The 21,451-nt window shown below is 33.9% G+C and carries 15 protein-coding genes and 3 pseudogenes; 5 read left to right on the top strand and 13 right to left on the bottom strand.

Annotated elements, in window-relative coordinates:
* Positions 1–35: 35 nt before the first annotated feature.
* Both ACZZZT_RS01055 and ACZZZT_RS01050 read left to right on the top strand, forming a co-directional pair.
* Complete coding sequence (locus ACZZZT_RS01055; RefSeq protein WP_463459147.1) at positions 36–398, top strand: hypothetical protein; 363 nt, start codon at positions 36–38, stop codon at positions 396–398.
* Entirely contained in the window at positions 344–1,681 is a 1,338-nt protein-coding gene (locus tag ACZZZT_RS01050; RefSeq protein WP_463459146.1) for a S41 family peptidase, read from the top strand. The genes ACZZZT_RS01055 and ACZZZT_RS01050 overlap by 55 nt, the downstream gene beginning before the upstream one ends.
* A gap of 47 nt (positions 1,682–1,728) precedes the next feature.
* Here ACZZZT_RS01050 and ACZZZT_RS01045 read toward each other — a convergent pair whose 3' ends face one another.
* The 4 genes and pseudogenes from ACZZZT_RS01045 to ACZZZT_RS01030 form a co-directional block, all read right to left on the bottom strand.
* The gene (locus ACZZZT_RS01045; protein WP_463462361.1) at positions 1,729–2,436 is read right to left on the bottom strand and encodes a tRNA1(Val) (adenine(37)-N6)-methyltransferase; all 708 of its coding nucleotides are present in this window, start codon (positions 2,434–2,436) and stop codon (positions 1,729–1,731) included.
* 142 nt (positions 2,437–2,578) lie between these two features.
* Positions 2,579–2,893, bottom strand: a pseudogene (locus ACZZZT_RS01040) (four helix bundle protein); the annotation flags it as partial.
* Positions 2,894–3,082: 189 nt separating this feature from the next.
* A complete protein-coding gene (gene rimM / locus ACZZZT_RS01035; RefSeq protein WP_042563311.1) occupies positions 3,083–3,607 on the bottom strand; it encodes a ribosome maturation factor RimM in 525 nt (174 codons plus the stop codon).
* A 15-nt stretch (positions 3,608–3,622) separates the two neighbouring features.
* Entirely contained in the window at positions 3,623–4,195 is a 573-nt protein-coding gene (locus tag ACZZZT_RS01030) for a 30S ribosomal protein S16 (protein ID WP_042563312.1), read from the bottom strand.
* Positions 4,196–4,389: 194 nt separating this feature from the next.
* Here ACZZZT_RS01030 and ACZZZT_RS01025 point away from each other — a divergent pair, with 194 nt between their 5' ends.
* A complete protein-coding gene (locus ACZZZT_RS01025; RefSeq protein ID WP_463459145.1) occupies positions 4,390–4,881 on the top strand; it encodes a DUF6252 domain-containing protein in 492 nt (163 codons plus the stop codon).
* A 133-nt stretch (positions 4,882–5,014) separates the two neighbouring features.
* Positions 5,015–5,374, top strand: coding sequence for an RNA recognition motif domain-containing protein (locus ACZZZT_RS01020; RefSeq protein ID WP_026982652.1), 360 nt, complete (start codon positions 5,015–5,017; stop codon positions 5,372–5,374).
* Positions 5,375–5,519: 145 nt separating this feature from the next.
* Here ACZZZT_RS01020 and leuB read toward each other — a convergent pair.
* The 9 genes and pseudogenes from leuB to ACZZZT_RS00975 form a co-directional block, all read right to left on the bottom strand.
* Positions 5,520–6,580 (bottom strand): annotated as a pseudogene (gene leuB, locus ACZZZT_RS01015) (3-isopropylmalate dehydrogenase).
* Positions 6,581–6,619: 39 nt separating this feature from the next.
* A complete protein-coding gene (locus ACZZZT_RS01010) occupies positions 6,620–8,083 on the bottom strand; it encodes a DUF6770 family protein (RefSeq protein WP_463459144.1) in 1,464 nt (487 codons plus the stop codon).
* A gap of 23 nt (positions 8,084–8,106) precedes the next feature.
* Positions 8,107–9,237: a M48 family metalloprotease gene (locus tag ACZZZT_RS01005; protein ID WP_463459143.1), complete on the bottom strand. Its 1,131-nt coding sequence runs from the start codon at positions 9,235–9,237 to the stop codon at positions 8,107–8,109.
* 360 nt (positions 9,238–9,597) lie between these two features.
* Complete coding sequence (locus tag ACZZZT_RS01000) at positions 9,598–11,118, bottom strand: alpha-isopropylmalate synthase regulatory domain-containing protein (RefSeq protein WP_463459142.1); 1,521 nt, start codon at positions 11,116–11,118, stop codon at positions 9,598–9,600.
* Positions 11,119–11,373: 255 nt separating this feature from the next.
* Positions 11,374–11,970 carry a 3-isopropylmalate dehydratase small subunit gene (gene leuD / locus ACZZZT_RS00995; protein ID WP_073394664.1) on the bottom strand — a complete coding sequence of 199 codons (597 nt, stop codon included), beginning with the start codon at positions 11,968–11,970 and terminating at the stop codon, positions 11,374–11,376.
* An 11-nt stretch (positions 11,971–11,981) separates the two neighbouring features.
* Positions 11,982–12,812 (bottom strand): hypothetical protein, encoded by an 831-nt coding sequence (locus ACZZZT_RS00990; RefSeq protein WP_073394666.1) that lies wholly within the window; start codon positions 12,810–12,812, stop codon positions 11,982–11,984.
* Positions 12,813–12,834: 22 nt separating this feature from the next.
* Positions 12,835–14,228, bottom strand: a pseudogene (gene leuC, locus ACZZZT_RS00985) (3-isopropylmalate dehydratase large subunit).
* A gap of 524 nt (positions 14,229–14,752) precedes the next feature.
* Positions 14,753–15,673 carry a helix-turn-helix domain-containing protein gene (locus tag ACZZZT_RS00980; protein ID WP_073394671.1) on the bottom strand — a complete coding sequence of 307 codons (921 nt, stop codon included), beginning with the start codon at positions 15,671–15,673 and terminating at the stop codon, positions 14,753–14,755.
* 71 nt (positions 15,674–15,744) lie between these two features.
* Complete coding sequence (locus tag ACZZZT_RS00975; protein ID WP_463459141.1) at positions 15,745–16,548, bottom strand: SDR family oxidoreductase; 804 nt, start codon at positions 16,546–16,548, stop codon at positions 15,745–15,747.
* A gap of 328 nt (positions 16,549–16,876) precedes the next feature.
* On the opposite strand from ACZZZT_RS00975, the gene dnaE reads away from it, so the two are divergent.
* Complete coding sequence (gene dnaE / locus ACZZZT_RS00970; RefSeq protein WP_463459140.1) at positions 16,877–21,421, top strand: DNA polymerase III subunit alpha; 4,545 nt, start codon at positions 16,877–16,879, stop codon at positions 21,419–21,421.
* Positions 21,422–21,451: the final 30 nt, after the last annotated feature.

Genomic DNA, 21,451 nt, shown 5'->3' with positions numbered 1-21,451 from the left:
TCCCAAACTATTGACTAACCAAACCAATTTTTCAAATGAAAAAGATTCTATTGATTGTTTTTTTTCTATTATGCCAATATTCCTTTTCAAAGCCTGTCAGCGAAACTCAAAAATTAGCTACAACTGCAAAAATTTGGGGATTTCTAAAATATTATCATCCAAATGTTGCTGATGGAAGCAAAAATTGGGATGATCAATTGTTTCAAATTTTGCCCAAAGTAGAAGAAGCAAACTCTGCAGAAGCATTTTCTTTAGTGATGGAAAACTGGATTACTTCATTAGGCGAAGTAAAAATGTATAAAGCGGTAAATTCAAAAAAGAGTATTTTGACAAAAACTTTGATTTGTCGTGGATCAATAAAAATGAATTATTTTCTAAATCACTTTCTAAAAAACTGAAATTTATTGAGGAAAATCGAATTCAGGGCAAACAATATTATGTTGATTATTCATTTGGCGGAGGCAGTGCGCCTTTGCAATTTAAGAATGAAGTAAAATATGCAGATTTTAAATGGACAGACAAAAATATGCGTCTTTTGGCTTTGTTCAGATATTGGAATTACATTGAATATTTTTTTCCGTATAAATATCAAATGGATCAAAATTGGGATAAGACACTAATTGAATTCCTTCCAAGAATTATTGCGCCAGAATCTGAAAAAGATTTTGCTTTAGCATTGCGGGAAATTTCTATAAAAATAAACGACACACACGGTTCAACTCAAATGCCTCAGCTGTTTGAATATTTTGGTGATAAATTTATTCCTGTTGAGGTTAAAATCATCGATCAGAAAGCAGTTGTTGTTGGTTTTAAAAACGATTCTCTGGCAAAAATTAGCGATTTGAAAATTGGAGATGTAATTACAAAAGTAGAAGGAAAAACAATCGCCCAAATTCTAAAAGAAAATTCGAAATATGTTGAAGGATCGAATGAACCTTCAGTTTTAAAAAATGCTTATTGGGCCATTTTTAATGGAAAAACACCCTCTTTTGAAATTGAATTTATCAGAGATGGAAAAACAGCTGTAAAATTAATAAACAGATATAAATATCAGGATTTAAAAGTTCAATTTTTAAAGGAGGAAAAATGGAAAATTTTAGAAGGAAATATTGGTTATGTAAATTTTGATGCGCTTGATGTTGAAGATGTTCCAAATTTAATTAAAGAATTTAGAAACACAAATGCTATTATTTTTGATAACAGAAAAAGACCTCACGATGTAATGTACGCCCTTGCAGAATGGCTTAATCCAGAATCAGTAGAATATGTTAAATATATTGATCCGGATGTTAGTTTTCCAGGTCGTTATGTTTGGAGATCAGAAGTTGACAAATGTGGTAAAACAAATCCAGATTATTACAAAGGAAAAGTAATTGTCCTAGTTGATGAAAATGCGGTTAGTCATGCAGAACATAACGTTATGGCGCTTCAAACCGCTCCCAAAACTACTGTTATTGGCAGTCAGACAGGAGGCGCAGATGGTGCAAACTATAGATTTGGTATTATAAAAGGATTTTCTTCGTCATTTACGTGTTATGGTGTTTTTTATCCAAACAAAAAAGAAGTTCAGCGTATTGGAATTGTTCCTGATATTGAGATAAAACGAACTATTGTGGGGATTCAGCAAGGAAAAGATGAGATTTTGGAGAGAGCAATACTTTTTGCTAAAAATGGTAAATAACAAATACATTAATCTTTTTAAAAGCTCAAAACTTTGAAAAAACTCCTTTACATCTTCAAATAAAAATCCTTAGTCAATTCAATATACTCCGGAGTATAAACATGCCTGCTGATTTCGATAATTAATTCGTCGATTTCAATTTCTGAAGTTTCATTTCGGCTAAAAGCCAATAAACTACGTTTGATTTCAGAAGTTGGAGTTCCTTTTATGCGGGTAATTTTAACAGGATATAATTCGGATTCTTTGGCTAAGGCAATAAAGTTTTTTTCTTCTTTGAATGGAATGATTAAAGCAAAAATTCCGTTTTCAGAAAGTAATAAATCAGCAGCTTCAATTAGTTCTTCAAAAGGCATTGCGTCTTGAAAACGTGCCAAATCGCGTTGCTCGTTTTCGGTTTTGTAATCTTCGGCATAAAAAGGAGGATTTGAAACAATCAAATCATATTCATCTTCCGGTTCTTCGATAAATTCGTCCAGACCGGCATGAAAACAAAATAAACGATCTCCCCAAGGCGAGTTTTCAAAATTATCAACGGCTTGTTCGTAAGCTTCTTCATCAATTTCAAGAGCATCAATTTGTTCAGCAGAAGTACGCTGAGCAAGCATTAAAGCAATTATTCCGGTTCCGGCACCAATATCTAAAATACTAAACGGATTATGATGAATTGGAGCCCAAGAACCTAGTAAAACACCATCTGTTCCGACTTTCATAGCGGTTTTGTCTTGTTCGATAGAAAATTGCTTGAATGAAAACATAATATTAAATTCCAATTTTTTAAATTCCAAATTCCAACTCTGAAAAGGCAAAATTCCAAAAAAAGAAATTCCAAATTCCAATTGCAAAAGGAGTAAAACTATGTGTTTTTGAATTGCAAAAGTAAGATTAAAATCTCAATAATTATTTTGAAGTTTTAGTGATTATTACAGATAAAATTTTTCGTAATTCTTCTACTTCAAATAATAAGGAATCTGAAAGTGTTTTTTGGTCTGGATTTAATTCATGAAGTAATCGTAGCCAAAATTTGGATTCTTTGGCTTCTTTTCGGGATATTTTAAGTCTAAATATTAAATCTTTGTCTCCGAGCTTTTCGTTCGCTTCAATATAGTTCGCCCCAATAGAGCCGGAAGATCTTATTAATTGTTTTCCATCTTCAATATTTGATGTTGTTTTAGATAAAGTTCTAATGTATGCTCGACACTCTTTTGCAAATAAAAAAGTTCTTTCCTCTAAATCTTAGGGTTTAGTCATAGTGTAAATTCCAATATTTTTAAAATTTTAAATTCCAATAAATAGGATTTAAAAATAGCAAAAATATTTATTTTGAAAGTTTTTTCTGTCAAATATAATTTAAGAAATAACTCTTCGTATTGGAATTTGGAATTTAAAAATTGGAATTTCTTATTAAAGGTACATTTCAACAAGCCCTTCAGGCAAGTTCATGATTACTTTTTTGTTCTCACGATCAATTTTTACAAGAAAATGATCAATCATCGGAATTAGCATTTCGACCTCGCCATTTAAAACTTCAAAAAGAGGTTGGGCTGTAGTATCGTTTACGGCAGCAATTTTTCCAAAAACGCCTAAACGCTGGTCTTCAATTTCGAAACCAATAACTTCGTGGAAATAAAATTTGTTGCCGGAAAGTTTTGGCAACATACTTAAAGGAAGATAAATAGCATTTCCCATAATGGCATCTGCATCTTCTTCTGTATTCATGTCTTCAAAACGAATTCTTAGAAAGTCGTTCTTATGCAATGAACTTTTTTCAATAAAAAAAGGAACCAGGTGTTTATTGCATTCAATAAACACTGATTCCAGATTTTCGTATAACTCAGGTTCGTCCGTGTCTAAATAAGCCAGAACTTCACCTTTGAAACTAAATTTTTTAGCGATTTTACCTAAATAAAAACATTCTTCTTTACGCATTCTCGCTAGCTAAAATTATGCTTCAGTTGTTTCGTTATTTTCTTCAGCAGCAGGAGCTTCTTCAGTTGTAGCTTCTGCTTCAACTTCAGCAACTTCTTCTTCAACTGCAGGAGTTTCAGCAGCGATAGCATCAGCTTCAGCCTGAGCTGCAGCAGCTAAACGTTTAGCATTAACTTCTTGCTCTGCTTTAAAAGCTTTAGCTTTAGCATCAGCTTGCGCTTTTGTTAAACCGTCTTTTTTAGCATCAACTTTTCCAGCTTTAGCATCTAACCAAGCAGATAATTTAGCATCAGCTTGCTCTTGAGTTAAAGCACCTTTACGAATACCTCCATCAAGGTGGTGTTTCAATAAAGCACCTTTGTAAGAAAGAATTGCTCTTGCAGTATCAGTTGGTTGTGCACCATTGTGTAACCATTTAACTGCACTATCAAGGTTTAAGTCGATAGTTGCCGGGTTAGTGTTTGGATTGTAAGTACCGATTTTCTCTAAGTATTTACCATCTCTTTTTGAGCGTGCATCTGCAGCTACAACCCAGTAAAAAGGTTTTCCTTTTTTACCGTGTCTTTGTAATCTAATTTTTACTGACATAATCGTATGATTAAATTTTGAGGTACTCGACCTCTGTTAATTAAGGGCGCAAAGATATAATTTTTTTCTGAATTGTGCGTTCGAAAGAGTATTAAATATGTTAAAGTAAATTTCCTTAATTTTTTGTTGTATTTAATGAGGTTTTTAAAATATTTATATCCAATGCAATATTTTTGTCTTATAAATTCATTTCTATGAAAAAGTACCTTTATTTGTTTTCATTAATTTTTATGATCACCTCTTGTACCGAAGATGTGAAATTCAATAATCCGGCATTTCAAACCTTAAAAGACAATGTTTTTTGGAGAGCCCAAGACTATAAAGCATATACAACAACGACAGGTCATTTAATTATAGAAGGATATTTAGGATTTGAAAAAATAACATTGCAAACTAATTCTCTATCACCGCAAACCTATACTCTTGGCAAAAATGATATTTCCAAAGCATCTTATTCTAATACTCTTTCAACACAAACAGAAGAGTTTACCACAGGTACTAATATAGGAAATGGCCAGATTGTGATTACTGAGTATAATACTGAAAACAACACTATTTCAGGAACATTTAAATTTACCGCAGTAAATACTAATGCCGAAAACACTGAAAAAACACAGATCAATTTTTCTGAAGGGGTTTTTTATAAAGTGCCTGTTTCTGTTAGTTCTAATTTTAATGCTAATTAACATTTTAATAATCAGTAGCCATTTTTATTGAATTCTGCTTTTTAAAATCAAAATAAAAACATAAATAAACTAATATATAGTAGATTAGAGAAAAATAAGACTACATTTGCTACATTATTATAAATAAGTACATATGAACATTTTTGTTGGAAGTCTTCCATTCAGTATTGAGGAAGCAGATTTAAGAGAGTCTTTCGAGGCTTACGGAGCAGTAGATTCAGTTAAGATCATTACTGATAAATTTACAGGAAGAAGCAAAGGTTTTGGTTTTGTTGAGATGCCAAACGATGCTGAAGCTCAAAAAGCAATTGATGAATTGAACGGAGCTACTGTTCAAGGTCGTGCAATTGTGGTTAATAAATCTGAACCGAAACCTGAAGGTGAAAGAAGAAGCTTCAACAATAACAGTCGTGGTGGAGATTCACGCGGAGGTTATGGTGGAGGAAACAGCCGTGGTGGAAATGACCGTGGTGGTAACAGAGGAGGATATTAATATTTTTTTCTAAATATATAAAAGGGATCAACGAAAGTTGATCCCTTTTTTTATGCGGTGAAATTTGTTTCAAGTTTCAAGTTTATTTTGTTTCACGTTTCAATAACCTGAAACCTGAAACAAAATAAAACCTGAAACAAATTAATTATAAGTTCGCTACAAGCCAATCTCCAACTTCGCTGGTTTTGTAAGCTTTTGACCCTTTTGGTGCTAAATCTTCTGTAACAATTCCTTGTTCTAGTGATTTATTTACAACTGCTCTTATCGCTTCGGCTTCGTCTTTTAAACCAAAAGCATCTTCGAACATCATTGCTGCAGATAAAATAGTCGCTAAAGGGTTAGCAATATTTAATCCTGTAGCTTGAGGATAAGATCCGTGGATTGGTTCGTATAATGAAGTGTGTTCTCCAACAGACGCAGAAGGCATTAATCCCATTGAACCCGAAATCACAGAAGCTTCATCAGTTAAAATATCTCCAAATAAATTTTCAGTAATCAATACATCATAAGAGTTTGGCCATTGAACCAAACGCATCGCTACGGCATCAACAAATTCATATGAAACCGTAACTTCAGGGTAATCTTTTTCCATTGCCTGAACTGTTTCTCTCCATAAACGTGAAGTTTCTAAAACGTTTGCTTTATCAACGCAACACAATTTTTTACTTCTTGTCATGGCTAATTCAAAACCTTTTTTAGCCAAACGCTGTACTTCGGCTCTTGTGTAAACACAATTGTCAAAAGCAGTTTCTCCGCCGTCTCTTCTTCCTTTTTCTCCAAAGTAAATTCCGCCTGTTAATTCTCTTAAGAAAACCAAATCAGTTCCTTCAATTCTTTCTCTTTTAAAGGAGAGTTATCAATTAAAGATGGAAAAGTAAAAGTTGGACGAACATTAGCAAATAAACCTAATTTTTTACGCATCAACAATAATCCCTGTTCCGGACGAACTGGCGCACTTGGGTCGTTATCGTATTTTGGATGTCCAATTGCTCCAAACAAAACTGCATCGGCTTTCATACAAACTTCATGAGTTTCATCAGGATAAGGAACTCCAACTGCGTCGATTGCACAAGCTCCTGTTAAAGCTGGTGTCCATGTTATTTCGTGATTGAATTTTTTGGCAATAGCGTCAGATACTTTTACAGCTTCATTAATTACCTCAGGACCAATTCCGTCTCCTGCTAAAAGGGCTATATTAAATTTCATATTTAATGGTTTTATATAATTGTTAATAGATAATCGGGTTTATTCGCGTTCATAATTTAATTTCTCAAGTCGCACTTCCATAAATTTTCCGGTTTTCTCCGGTTTTTTAAAGTACTCTGCAATTCCAACATAGCCGCTTTTGGCTGGAAAAACGCTAATTGCACTATCGTCATTAGTAATTGGCATTTTTTGAATTGCTTGTTTTTGTGATTTAAAATAATAATTTAAAATATTCAATTCTAAATCTTTATCATCATTCTTATCAAAAAAGAAATACGCTCTTCCGGCGCTATTTGCTAAACGTTGCGAAAAATCATATTTAGATCCTCTGGTACGTTTTACTTCATATTCTACAGTTTTTACCGGATTAAAATCTTTATCCATTAAAAATGTATATAGCTGTGTATAAGCTCTGTATTGTTGTTTTTGCCAATATGCTTCTCCAAGTACAAATGTAGTTCCGTCTGGGTTAATGCTTGTTCTTTTAAAGCTTAAAAATCCTTCACCGCGTATTTTTCCGTGTTTATTGATTTTTAAATCCGGAAATTGATCGTACTTAACATATTTGTCTCTAATAACTTTACTTGATTTAATGTCAATAATAGTTTGATAAATACCTAAAGATTCATCAGTTACGTATTCTTCTTTTGAGTCTTTTTCAAAAAATCTTCCACCGGTATAAATTTTATCTCCATTAAGGTAAGTATATTCTCTTGTTACGGTATATTCACTAGATGTTGGCAGATAAAGCAATTCTTTTCCTGTTTTAGCATCTAACACCAGAATATGTCGTTGTTCTCTTTTTGTTTTTTTATAAAAATAACCTTCCAATACAATGTATTTTTCATCATAATTAATAGGCGTATAATTCATAAGGTATTTTTTCAATTCACGATTGGTCTTGTATTCCCAAATTTTTTCGTTTTTAAAATTCAACGCATAAAAGATAGAAGCTTCATTCCCAATTTCTGTATCCGGGTTTGTTTCCATGATTAAAAAACCTGTTTTATTTAAAGAGTAGCAGAGATAACCTTTTCGGTCTATTTTATCATACTTCTTGTCAATGTCTTTTACTTCAGGATTATAAATTCCTTTAGTAATAACAGTGTTCTTTTTTAAATCAATAACCTGATACGTTTTAAAGTAAGGAAAAGCATCTTGTCCAAAAGCTTGTGAAAATTCAAAAAAGTCAAGGCGAATGAAACCATCAGAATAGGTAATGTCTTCAAATTTTTTCTTGCGTTTTGAATTAGAGGTTTTTTCCATTAAAGTACCGGAACACATTGTGTTGAAATTTTTATCTAAAACAATATATTTTATTGTTACGGTGTTATTTTCATCAATATTCATGGTACGTAATTCTACATAACCAAAAAGTTCAGAATCATCATAAATAGGTTGAAAAGCCATATATTCTCCGGCTGCTGCATTTAAAACAGTATATGACTGACTAAAACAAAAAGTCGTGAGGAGCAGGAAAAATAATAAGTAAGTTTTTTTCATAAGGGATAAGTAGGCTTTTATGTTTATTTAATTGGGTTTGTTGGTTCATTTTTATAATCCAAAGCTAATTGTTCTAACTCAGATAAAGTTAAATTCGCCATGAAATTGAAATAATACTGCTGACTCTTTGTTTGTTCATTCGGATTTATTGATGGTATATAAGAGTTGATTCTCATTTCTTTTTTGGCTTTGGCCAGGGCTTCCAGATTTGATGTAATCATTTCTTTTAAATAAATACTTTTCGGATTTTTTTCTTTCAATTTAAGAGCATCGTATAGACTTGAACCATAGTTTTTCAAGTAATAATTACTATATATTTGCTCGTATTCGATTCTCTTTTTTAAATCATCAAAAAAAGCTTTATCTGTGTAATAATTCGTCTTAGTATTTTTTACTTGTTTGCTTATTTTTTCAATGCGCTGCTCGCAATTAGGATGTGTTTTTAACGAATCAACGTCCCATTTAAATATATTTTCTTTAGAGTAGGAGTATTTAGAGTAATCCTCCATAGTAACCCAGTCTTTAATAAATTTCTGATTTTTAGTTGTGAAGTTTTTAGGATAACTAACTCTCGGCAAACTATCTGTTTCTATATCCGTTTTCGAAAGATGTTTTAATAAATTAATGCTTGATGCACTATTGTATTTGGTATTTTTAAAATAATCAAGACCTAATGAATCTGCCTGGAATTCCTGAAGGCGAGATCTGTTTTTTCTTGAATATACACTGTTTTTTGCAAAACTTTCTGACTTAATTTGTTTGTTGAATTTGGATTTTTTCAGGTCTTTTTCCAGTGCTTTTGCTTCTTTTAAATTTTGAGATGAAATTTCTTTTTCAATACTTTTTTCTCTGTGATTTAAAGCGTAATGCGCTATTTCATGGCAAATAATATATCCTATTTCTGCTTCATCGGCTAAATATCTTAATAGTTCAAGATTGAATACAATTGTACCGTCACCAATACTGTATGCATTAGCTTCCGGGTCTCGGGAAAAGTAAACAGCGATTTTTTTGTTGCTTAAAGAAGGATTATTGCGTGTAATTTCGGCTAGTATTTTTTGACTATAATTTTGAAGATTTTCATCAAAATAAAGTTCTTTATTGTCGATTGTTCTTGAAAAATCTTCAAATTGACTTTTGTATACAGCTTCCATTTCCTTACTCACTTTTCCTGAATAAGTTTTTTTATTTCTTTTATTTTTTGATCATTACTGCTTTTGAATTCTTTTAAAAACAGTTTTCTTTTTTCGTATGAAATTGTATCAAAGGGCTTATAAGTCTGACTGTAACCGCGACAAAAAAACAGAATAAAAATAATAATTGTAAAAGTAGGTTTCATTATTTAATATAGGTTTGGCTCGCAAAAATAGTCAGAATCTTACTGATGTTAAGATTTGTTTTTAAGTAATTATTGTTTTATAGGTTCAAAGTGACAAAGGAGCAAAGGTTCAAAGTTTTTAAAAGCAGGTATAAAAACCTCGGTGCCTTTGTAGCTCTGAACCTTTGCAACTATCTTAAGCAATTACATTCAGCATTTTTTGAGTTGCAATAATTGCAGCAACTGTTTGATCAGAATCTAATCCTCTTGTTTTAAATTCTTTTCCGTTGTTTGTCCAGGTTATAATTGTTTCGCATAAGGCGTCAGAGCTACTTCCGGGTGGAATTCTTACTGCATAATCAATTAATTTTGGAAGCGTTAGTTTTTTACTTTTGTAAATTTTCGACAAAGCATTCATAAAAGCATCAAACTGACCGTCGCCCTGAGCACTTTCTTCGATAATTTCGTCGTCAATTTTTAACAGCAAAGTTGTAGACGGACGCATTCCCTTTGAATGCATTAATACATAAGATTCAATTGTAATTTTATCCTGATAAGTATGACTGTCCAAAACATCTGAAATAATGTATGGCAAATCTTCTTTAGTAACGGTTTCTTTTTTATCGCCTAATTCTATAATTCTTTGCGTAACCAATTTTAAATCTTCCTGATTTAATTTTAAACCTAATTCCTGAAGATTTTTTTCAATATTGGCTTTTCCTGAAGTTTTTCCTAAAGCGTATTTTCTTTTTCTTCCAAAGCGTTCCGGAAGCAAATCATTAAAATATAAATTATTTTTATTGTCACCATCGGCATGAATTCCGGCAGTTTGCGTAAAAACATTATCGCCAACAATTGGCTTGTTTGCGGGAATTCTGTAGCCTGTAAAAGTTTCTACCAATTTACTTACCGTATAAAGAGAAGTTTCTTTGATGTTGATGCTTACTTCTGGCAGATAATCATTTATAACGGCAACTGTGCTTTCGAGCGGCGCATTTCCGGCGCGTTCTCCCATTCCGTTTACAGTAACGTGAAGTCCGTTGATGCCAGCTTTTATGGCTTCCATGACATTAGCAATACTTAAATCGTAATCGTTATGTGCATGAAAATCGAAATGAATCTGAGGATATTTTGCTCTTATTTTAGATATAAATTCAAAGGTTTGAGACGGAATTAAAACCCCTAAAGTATCAGGAAGTAAAATTCTTTTAACGGGTTGTGTTGCTAAAAAATCCAGAAATTGAAAAACATATTCCGGAGAATTTCGCATTCCGTTGCTCCAGTCTTCCAGATAAACATTGGTTTCAATATCATTTTCTTTTGCTAAAGCAATGATTTGTGCAATTTCGGAAAAGTGCTGTTCCGGAGTTTTTTTCAATTGATGCGTTAAGTGGTTCATTGAACCTTTGGTCAGCAAATTCTGCACTTTTGCTCCGGCTTTTTTCATCCAGTCGATCGAAACACCTCCGTCTACAAACGAAAGGACCTCAATGCGATCAATATAGCCTTTCTCTGTCGCCCAGGTTGTAATGCCTTTTACAGCCTGAAATTCGCCTTCGCTCACACGGGCAGATGCAATTTCGATTCTATCAATATTTAATTCTTCCAACAACAATTGTGCAATGGTCAGTTTTTCTGCAGCAGAAAAAGATACTCCCGAGGTTTGTTCACCATCACGAAGCGTCGTATCCATTATTTCAATTTTTCTTTTTTCCATATTGATATTCTAAATTTCTAATGGGTTGGATATTGTTGATCCATATTTTAATTGTGACGCTGATTTTACTGATTCGCTTTGCGAAGACGCAGATTATCACTGATTTTTACTTTAGTTAAAAATAAAATCTGTTTTTTTCAGCGTTTTTGCGATAGCAAATCCGTTTGATCTGCGTTCTATGTTTTCTAATTTAATTTAGAAAAACCCGACAAGTTTCAAAAACCTGCCGGGTCTCATAGGACTGAACCTGATTTTTTAGTAAGGAAGTTTATCGGCAAAAGTCACAATATCTTCTTTAATATTTTGTAGATAATCAATGTCATCAAAGCCATTAATCATATTATTCTTTTTGTATCCGTTAATTGCAAAAGATTCTGATTGACCAGTTGCCAATAAAGTAATCGTTTGGTTTGGCAAGTTGATTTCTAATTCTGTTTTAGGATCAGCTTCTATTGCTTTAAAAATAGTATCAGCAAATTCCGGACTAACCTGAACTGGCAAAACACCGATATTTAGACAGTTTCCTTTAAAGATATCAGCAAAGAAACTTGAAACTACGGCTCTAAAACCGTAATCGTAAACTGCCCATGCGGCGTGCTCTCTTGAAGATCCAGAACCGAAGTTTTTTCCTCCAACAAGGATTTTTCCGCTATAAGTTGAATCGTTTAAAACGAAATCAGCTTTTGGAGAATCATCTCCGTTATATCTCCAGTCTCTAAAAAGATTGTCTCCAAAACCTTCACGTTTTGTAGCTTTTAAGAAACGCGCCGGGATGATTTGATCTGTATCTACGTTCTCAATTGGCAACGGCACTGCGCTGCTGGTAAGTATATTAAATTTATCGTATGCCATGATGGTCTTTTTTATTTTATTCTATTTTTTATCTCTTCTAATATGTAGATATCTAACTCTAATCCACTTTTATCTTCTGGTAAACTAAAATCAGTTTTAATGATTTGTTTAATAATCTCACGGCCATTTAAAGCATCTACATTACTAAAAAAGACATTGTCCCATTTTTGTAATTCATCAGGATCTTTCAATTGGATTCCGTTATCGTAAAAATTGATAGGCAGAAAACTTATTTCTTTTAATGAAACGCTGCTTTTCTTTTGCTCTAAATTGTATTTCAAATAAGTAACCGAATATTCAAGACATTGCTTTACTCGTTTTGATATCTGATTTAAATCTTCAGGCTCATCAGGGCTTTTTCTCCATAAATTAAATTGCTTTTGAGTATAATCGAATTTCGAATTATTTAATTCCTGATTCTCTTTTACAAAAACAAACTCCATGAGATTATCCAGAGTTGGATGTTTACTGACGACACTAAATCGCAGTTCTTTATCGCTTACAGATTTTATTTTTAGAAATGGTTTTGTGATTCTGTTTTCAGTAAATGACACAATCGAATCATTTTCATTAAAAGACCAATTACCATCAGTATAAATGCCATTGTACACGCCTAAAACACCTTTATAGCTTTTTTCTTTTTGAAAAAACAAATAATTCGTTTCATAAAAACTACTTCCCAGTAAGTTGCTAAGACTTGAATTTTTGTATCGCAATTCTGAAAGGTCCAGTATTTGAGAATCTACATTTTCAAAATTCCATTTCCCAACAATTTTATCTTCTAAAGATTGATTGCAAGAATAAAAAGCTAAAATTGTAAATACTAATACTATTTTTTTCATGAAACTCTGCCTGATAATAAAATTAAAACAATTCTCTAGGATCTGTCAATTTTCCGGTAACAGCCGCAGCCGCAGCCATAATTGGACTTGCTAAAAGCGTTCTTGAACCTGGACCCTGACGACCTTCAAAGTTTCTGTTTGATGTACTTACTGCATATTTTCCGGCAGGAACTTTATCATCATTCATAGCCAAACAAGCAGAACATCCCGGCTGACGTAGTACGAAACCAGCTTCTGTCAAAATATCTAAAATACCTTCTTCTTTAATCTGAGCTTCAACAACATGAGAACCCGGAACTAACCAAGCGGTAACATTATCCGCTTTTTTCTTCCTTTTACAATTTCGGCGAAAGCTCTAAAATCTTCAATACGACCATTTGTACAACTTCCTAAGAAAACATAATCAATTGGTTTTCCAATCATCACATCATCTTCATGGAAGCCCATATAGGCAAGCGATTTTTTGTAAGTTTCCTCACCGCCTTCAACCTGATTGGCGTTTGGAATATGTTTTGAGATACCAATTCCCATTCCTGGGTTAGTACCATAAGTAATCATTGGTTCAATGTCTGAAGCGTTGATGTTTAATTCAGCATCAAAAACAGCATCAGCATCCGTTTTTAAAGTTTTCCAATATTCAACTGCTTTAGTCCAGGCTTCGCCTTTTGGAGCGTAAAGTCTTCCTTCAAGGAAATCAAAAGTTTTTTGATCAGGTGCAATCATTCCACCACGGGCACCCATTTCGATACTTAAGTTACAAACGGTCATACGGCCTTCCATAGACATGTTTTCGAAAACATCTCCGGCGTATTCAACAAAATATCCTGTACCTCCAGAAGTAGTTAATTGTGCAATAATATAAAGTGCAACGTCTTTTGGACCAACACCTTTACTTAATTGACCGTTTACGTTAATACGCATTTTCTTTGGTTTTGGCTGCATAATACATTGCGTAGAAAGCACCATTTCCACCTCAGAAGTTCCGATACCAAAAGCAATCGCTCCAAAAGCACCGTGAGTAGACGTGTGAGAATCTCCACATACAATAGTAGCACCTGGCAAAGTAATTCCGTTTTCAGGACCAACTACGTGTACAATTCCATTTTTAATGTGACCTAATCCCCAGTGAGAAATACCGTATTCGGCAGCATTATCCTCAAGCGCTTTAAGCTGATTTGCAGATAGCGCATCTTCAACTGGTAAATGTTGGTTTATGGTTGGTGTATTGTGATCTGCAGTTGCAAAAGTACGCTCAGGGTAAAGAACCTTAACGCCTCTTGCTTTTAATCCTAAAAAAGCAACAGGACTCGTAACTTCGTGAATGAAATGGCGGTCAATAAAAAACACATCTGGTCCATCTTCAATTTTACGCACTACATGTGAATCCCATACTTTGTCAAATAATGTCTTACTCATTTTTATTTTTTTAATTGTAATTTCTATAATCACAGCAATTCCTGTTTATTAAATAGCAAAACAAAAGTAAAAAAAGATACAAATGCGTCAATTTCAATATTTCATTATATACGATACCCAAAACAAAATACAAATTACGAATAGGCTTTTGTGTATTAAATTTTGGCAGAAAAATGATTTAGAAATTGATTTTGATTTTCTTTTTCAGCTTTAATTTTGTTTAATTGCTCTTTGTTTTAATAGTTTGCAAATTTATCTTATAATCACTATAAAATATAATAATTAATTTAAAAATATGTAACAAAATGATTAAAAATAGTAATAATTGCTATTTTTGATTTCTTTTCGAAATGGATGCTTTTATGAATTATGAATGCTTTTAAGCTGTTTTTTAAGCCACTATTTAGACTCAATAAAATGTCTAAATACTACGACATCCAAGAAGTGTATTTTTATGAAATTTTATGTTTTTTAAAATAAAAACTAAGTTTTTGAAGAGAATGTTTTTAGAATAATTTTGAAGATTAGTTCAGTGAATTTTTAAATTCTAAAGGTGTCAGGCTGGTTTTCTTTTTAAATAATTTACTGAACGATTGAGGATATTCGAAACCCAATTGATAGGCTATTTCTGCTACTGAAAGATTGGTAGAAATCAGAAAGTCCTTAGATTTTTCAATTAGTTTTGAATGAATGTGCTGCTGTGCATTTTGCCCGGTTAAATTGCGAAGCATGTCGCTAAGGTAATGCGTAGAAACATTAATTTGTGAAGCCAAAAAATCGACTGTTGGTAATCCGTTTTTTAAGGTTTCGGCATTATTGAAATAATTATCGAGAGTGTCTTCTACTTTAAGTAATAAATCACTACTGATTGTTTTTCGGGTGATGAATTGACGTTTGTAAAAGCGATTACTGTAATTAAGCAAAACATCAATATACGAAACAATAACATCCTGACTCATTTCGTCTATTGCGGTATGAAGTTCGTTATCAATGCTTGTTAATAATCCTATAATAGTTGTTTTTTCTGTGTCAGAAAGATGCAATGCTTCATTGGTATCATAGGAGAAAAACCCATATTTTTTGATGTTTTTCCCTAAAGGATAATTTCTAATAAAGTCGGGATGAAAAAACAGCGTAAATCCGAAATATTCGGCTCCTTCTTCATTATCGGTAAAAATCAATTGATTGGGCGATGTAAACATTAATCCGCCTTCATTAAAGTCATAATAGCTCTGACCGTATCCCATTTTTCCGTTGGTCGAATATTTATAAGATATCTTATAGAAATCAAGCAAAAAGGCATTATTTGTCAATTCAGCATTGATGACCAGTTTGGTATTATCCACCAGACTAATCATTGGATGTAGTGGTTTTGGCAGATTAAATAAACTATGAAATTGCGATATAGAAGAAAGTTTTGACGGATTATTATTTTTCTTTTCCATGATATAAAGGTATAAAAAATCAAAAACGAATACCGCACAGATTATCAAAACCTGAGCGGTATCAGAATAAATTATGCTCCCAAAAATTGTTTCCCGAATTCAGCACGAAAAACTTCATCGCCTACCTCAAGTCTTTGTTTGTAAAGCGCTTTGGCATCTTCTCCGGCGACATATCTTAGTTTGTTTTTTCCATCTGTAGCAGCTTCAAATACAACTTCGGCAATTTGTTCAGCAGTCGATGCCATTTCAAACATGGTATCAACATTTGCAAACAAGGCGTTTGTCATTGCTTCATATTCTGGTTTAGATCCAGAATCAAGTGAGCCGTGCAGAAATTCTGTTTTAATACCGCCCGGAGAAACGGTTTTTATGTTTACCCCAAACGGATTTAATTCGTAAGCCATACTTTCGCTCCAGCCTTCAAGACCCCATTTTGTTGCGTGATATACCGATCCTAAAGGAAAAGAAATTAATCCGCCAATAGAAGTAGTTGAGATAAACAAGCCGCTTTTTCTTTCTCTGAAATACGGGATAAAAGCGTTTGTAACACGAATCACTCCTAATAAATTAGTGTTAAGTTGTTTGGTAATCTGATCGTCGTTAAAACTTTCCAAAGGACCAATCAATCCATAACCTGCATTGTTAAAAACAACATCAATATCACCCAATTCAATAGCTTTTTGAACCGTGCTTTGTATTTGATCATAATTGGTAACATCTAATGGTAATAAGGTTACGTTTTTTAAACCCGAAAGTTCTGTTTCCTTTTCAGGATTTCTCATTGTTGCGATTACATTCCATCCTTGATTGTGGAATAATTTTGCTGTTGCTTTTCCTAATCCGGATGAAGCGCCTGTGATAAAAATTGTTTTCATAATAATTTGTTTTAATTTGATGAAGCAAAGTTCAGGCGAGAGCTACGTTTAAAAGTGTTCATTTTGGACCAATGAGTATCCAAAATGAATAATCGAAGTTTTTAACATCAAATAACCGAAATTTTATCATTTTTATTGGTTTTTAACAGTTTCTAATAATGATTTTGATTAATGCTTTTTGTTGATAATTCGTTTTTCATTAGCCTAAAAAAAACGTAAATTTGAACTTCCTCCATTTTCTATAAGGCAAATTTATATCCTCCATATAATCAATTATTTATATGGAAAAAAATTGGAATTTGGAGCTTAATTTTTGTATTTTAACTCTATGTATTTAATATTCGATACCGAAACAACCGGATTACCAAAACGCTGGGATGCTCCCATTACCGATTCTGACAACTGGCCTCGCTGTATTCAGATCGCGTGGCAGCTTCATGATGAAATGGGAAAGCTTATCGAACATCAGGATTATTTGGTTAAACCGGATGGATTTAATATTCCCTATGATGCCGAACGTATTCACGGAATTTCAACGGAATTGGCTGAAGCCGAAGGAATCACGCTGGCCGAAGTTCTGGAGAAGTTCAATATCGCTTTAAGCAAAACCAAATTTATCGTTGGTCAGAATTTAGGTTTCGACGTTAATATTATGGGAGCCGAATTCCATAGAATGGGTGTTGATTCTCCAATGAGTACAATGCCGGTATTAGATACTTGTACCGAAGTTACCGCTTCGTTATTGCAACTTCCCGGAGGTCGTGGAGGAAAATTTAAACTGCCAACCTTAACAGAATTACACAGTTATCTTTTTGATAAACCTTTTGCAGAAGCGCACAATGCAACTGCCGACGTTGAGGCAACGACGCGTTGTTTCTTAGAGTTAATTAGAAGAGAAGTTTTTACGAAAGAAGAACTGGATGTTCCTAAAGAATATTTTAAGGAATTTCAAGAGAGAAATCCACAGGAATTTCCGTTAATAGGATTAAAACACATCAATTTAAAAGCAGCTTCTGATAAAATCAGAGAGCAAATAAAAGCTTTACAAGTTGATGAGGTACAAACTACGGTTTCAGACTCAGAAAGAGCCGATTTTAAAGCTGCAAAATACGCGCATTTACACAACCATACGCAGTTTTCGGTTCTTCAGTCGACTATAGGTATTGGAAATATTGTTGCGGCTACAGCCAAAAACAAAATGCCGGCAGTAGCCATGACAGATACCGGAAATATGATGGGAGCTTTCCATTTTGTGAGCGCCGTAATGAATCATAACAAAGCGGCTTCCGGAAAAAATAAAGCTTTAGCTGAAGCTGGAGAAGAACCAACGGAAACCGAAATAAAACCAATTGTAGGTTGTGAATTTAATGTTTGTGATAATCACTTAGATAAAAGCAAAAAAGACAACGGAAATCAGGTTGTATTATTAGCCAAAAACAAAAATGGTTATCATAATCTGGCAAAAATGTCGTCGATTGCATTTACAGAGGGGTTTTATTATGTTCCAAGAATTGATCGAAAAATCATCGAAAAATACAAGGAAGACATCATGGTTTTGTCCGGGAATTTATACGGCGAGATTCCGAGTAAAATTCTGAATGTCGGTGAAAACCAGGCCGAAGAAGCTTTGATTTGGTGGAAAGAACAATTTGGAGATGATTTTTATCTCGAAGTTATGCGCCACAATCAGGAAGATGAAAATCGTGTAAATAAAACCCTGATTGATTTTGCTCAGAAACACAATGTCAAATTAATCGCAACAAATAATACTTATTATTTAAATAAAGAAGATGCCAATGCACACGATATTTTATTGTGTGTAAAAGACGGTGAAAAACAAGCAACGCCAATTGGTCGTGGTCGTGGTTACCGTTACGGATTGCCAAATCAGGAATATTATTATAAGTCGGAAGAAGAGATGAAAAAACTCTTTGCCGATTTGCCGGAAGCCATTATCAATATTCAGGAGATTGTAGATAAGGTTGAAGGTTATTCACTTTATCGTGATGTATTGCTTCCAAAATTTGATATTCCCGAAGAATTTGTTGTTGTCGAAGATGAAGCTGATGGAGGCGTTCGAGGTGAAAATAAATACCTGCGACACCTAACGATGGTGGGTGCCAAAAAACGATATGGCGAAATTACAGAATCTATTCAGGAACGTTTAGATTTTGAATTATTGACGATTTCAAATTCAGGATATCCGGGATACTTTCTGATCGTTCAGGATTTCATTGCCGAGGCCAGAAATATGGACGTTTCGGTAGGGCCGGGACGTGGATCTGCAGCTGGTTCTGCCGTTGCCTATTGTTTAGGAATTACAAACATTGACCCAATTAAGTACGATTTGCTTTTTGAGCGTTTCCTGAATCCGGATCGTGTATCCATGCCCGATATTGATATCGATTTTGATGATGAAGGTCGTGGTCGAGTTATGGATTATGTTATCAATAAATACGGTAAAAATCAGGTTGCGCAAATTATTACGTATGGTAAAATGGCAACCAAATCTGCGATTCGTGATACAGCGCGTGTATTGGATTTACCTTTATTTGAAGCCGATAGAATTGCAAAACTGATTCCGGCAATGATGCCTTCAAAATGGAATTTGGCGCGTTTTATTTCTGAAAACGAAGAGGATGTTAAAAAAGCCCTTCGATCTGATGAATTTGATAACGTAAAAGAATTAATCGCCATTGCCAATGAAGATGATTTGGCCGGAGAAACAATTCAGCAGGCAAAAATTCTTGAGGGATCCATGCGAAACACGGGAATTCACGCCTGTGGTGTAATTATTACACCATCGGATATTACGAATTTTGTTCCCGTAACCACAGCAAAAGATTCTGATTTATATGTAACACAGTTTGATAACTCGGTTGCAGAAAGTGCAGGATTGCTTAAAATGGACTTCCTGGGTTTGAAGACCCTTACCTTAATAAAAGATACCGTAAAACTGGTAAAATACAGAACAAATATTGATCTGGATCCGGATACTTTCCCGATTGATGATGTTGAAACTTATGCGCTTTTCCAGAGGGGAGAAACGGTTGGAATCTTCCAATACGAGTCGCCCGGAATGCAGAAATACATGAAAGATCTGAAGCCAACGGTTTTTGGAGATTTAATTGCCATGAATGCCTTGTATCGTCCGGGACCTTTGGAGTATATTCCATCTTTCGTTCGAAGAAAAAATGGAGAAGAAGAAATCAAATACGATTTAGATGCCTGTGAGGAATATTTAGGAGAAACGTACGGAATTACGGTTTACCAGGAGCAGGTAATGCTTTTGTCGCAATCGCTGGCAGACTTTACAAAAGGTGAGGCCGACGTATTGCGTAAGGCGATGGGTAAGAAACAAAAAGATGTACTTGATAAAATGAAACCTAAGTTTGTTGAGCAAGCGGCAAAAAAAGGTCATGATGCAAAAATTCTGGAGAAAATCTGGAAAGACTGGGAAGCTTTTGCGAGTTACGCCTTCAACAAATCACACTCAACTTGTTATGCCTGGATTGCTTATCAAACGGCATATTTAAAAGCGCATTATCCTGCAGAATATATGGCAGCGGTTCTTTCGAATAATATGAATGATATTAAACAAGTATCCTTTTTTATGGAAGAATGCAAACGTATGGGCTTGCAGGTATTGGGTCCAGACGTAAATGAGTCGTATTACAAATTTACTGTAAACGATGATTATGCGGTTCGTTTTGGAATGGGGGCAATTAAAGGTGTAGGTTCGGGAGCCGTTGCGACAATTGTAGAATGCAGAAAAGACGGAAGATATAAATCGATTTTTGATTTGGCGAAGCGAATAGATTTGCGTGCAGCCAACAAAAAAGCGATTGAAAATCTGGCGCTTGCCGGCGGTTTCGACTCGTTTGAAGGAACTACAAGAGCACAATATTTTCATGATGATGGCGACGGAATTACGTTTTATGAAAAAGCGATGCGTTACGGATCGAAGTTTCAGGAAAACGAAAATTCATCGCAGGTAAGTTTGTTTGGCGAAACCAGTGAAGTACAAATTGCAGAGCCTGTTGTTCCCCCTTGTGAAGACTGGAGTACGATGGAAAAACTGGCAAAAGAAAAAGAGGTAGTTGGGATTTATCTTTCCGGGCATCCGCTTGATGATTTTAGATTTGAGATGAAATACTTCTGCAATGCACGATTGGAAGCGTTGAAGAGTATGAACGAATATGTGGGTAAAAACCTGACTTTCGCAGGCATCATTCATAACGTACAACATCGTGTAGCAAAGAACGGAAAAGGCTGGGCAGTATTTAATTTAGAAGGTTATGATGAAAGTTTTGAGTTTAAGATTTTTGGTGAAGAATATTTAAAATTCCGTCACTTCCTGATTCAGAACAATTTTGCATTCCTGAAAATATTGATTAAAGACGGATGGGTAAATCACGATACAGGTAAAAAATCAGAGCCAAGAATGCAGTTTGTTGAAATTAGACAGCTGCAGGACATACTTGAAGCTTTTGCTAAGAAATTAGTTGTATTGTTGAATATAAAAGACCTTCAAACAGAATTTATCCATAAACTAAGCCATTTATTTAATGATAATAAAGGAGATAATTCAGTGACTTTTGAAATCATGGAATTAGAAAAAATTAAGCGTTTGGTTGAGGTAGAAACAACCAATGAGTTTGAAGAAACCGAAGATGCTGTTTTTGTTGATGAAAGTGAAAATGACGATAACGAAGTAGCATTAAGCGAAACTAAAATGCAGGAAGTAAAAGAAGTAGAGGAAATAAAGGTTGTAACCAAATTAACAATGCCGAGCCGACGATTAAAGATCAGGATTTCGACAGAGTTATTGCAGGAATTAGAAAAAATGCAGGTAAATTTTAAGCTGAATTAAATTTTAACAGTTAAAATTTAGAAGAATGCA

Source organism: Flavobacterium sp. AC274, assembly GCF_979258275.1.
This window is presented reverse-complemented; position numbering and strand designations above follow the sequence as displayed.

Excerpts from the sequence above, each read along its gene's own strand:
- leuD (WP_073394664.1), bottom strand. The coding sequence starts at position 11,970 with ATGGCATACGATAAATTTAATATACTTACCAGCAGCGCAGTGCCGTTG.
- ACZZZT_RS01045 (WP_463462361.1), bottom strand. The coding sequence starts at position 2,436 with ATGTTTTCATTCAAGCAATTTTCTATCGAACAAGACAAAACCGCTATG.
- ACZZZT_RS00990 (WP_073394666.1), bottom strand. The coding sequence starts at position 12,812 with ATGAAAAAAATAGTATTAGTATTTACAATTTTAGCTTTTTATTCTTGC.
- rimM (WP_042563311.1), bottom strand. The coding sequence starts at position 3,607 with ATGCGTAAAGAAGAATGTTTTTATTTAGGTAAAATCGCTAAAAAATTT.
- ACZZZT_RS01030 (WP_042563312.1), bottom strand. The coding sequence starts at position 4,195 with ATGTCAGTAAAAATTAGATTACAAAGACACGGTAAAAAAGGAAAACCT.
- ACZZZT_RS01000 (WP_463459142.1), bottom strand. The coding sequence starts at position 11,118 with ATGGAAAAAAGAAAAATTGAAATAATGGATACGACGCTTCGTGATGGT.
- ACZZZT_RS01025 (WP_463459145.1), top strand. The coding sequence starts at position 4,390 with ATGAAAAAGTACCTTTATTTGTTTTCATTAATTTTTATGATCACCTCT.
- ACZZZT_RS01005 (WP_463459143.1), bottom strand. The coding sequence starts at position 9,237 with ATGGAAGCTGTATACAAAAGTCAATTTGAAGATTTTTCAAGAACAATC.
- ACZZZT_RS00980 (WP_073394671.1), bottom strand. The coding sequence starts at position 15,673 with ATGGAAAAGAAAAATAATAATCCGTCAAAACTTTCTTCTATATCGCAA.
- ACZZZT_RS01010 (WP_463459144.1), bottom strand. The coding sequence starts at position 8,083 with ATGAAAAAAACTTACTTATTATTTTTCCTGCTCCTCACGACTTTTTGT.
- ACZZZT_RS01020 (WP_026982652.1), top strand. The coding sequence starts at position 5,015 with ATGAACATTTTTGTTGGAAGTCTTCCATTCAGTATTGAGGAAGCAGAT.
- ACZZZT_RS01055 (WP_463459147.1), top strand. The coding sequence starts at position 36 with ATGAAAAAGATTCTATTGATTGTTTTTTTTCTATTATGCCAATATTCC.
- ACZZZT_RS00975 (WP_463459141.1), bottom strand. The coding sequence starts at position 16,548 with ATGAAAACAATTTTTATCACAGGCGCTTCATCCGGATTAGGAAAAGCA.
- dnaE (WP_463459140.1), top strand. The coding sequence starts at position 16,877 with ATGTATTTAATATTCGATACCGAAACAACCGGATTACCAAAACGCTGG.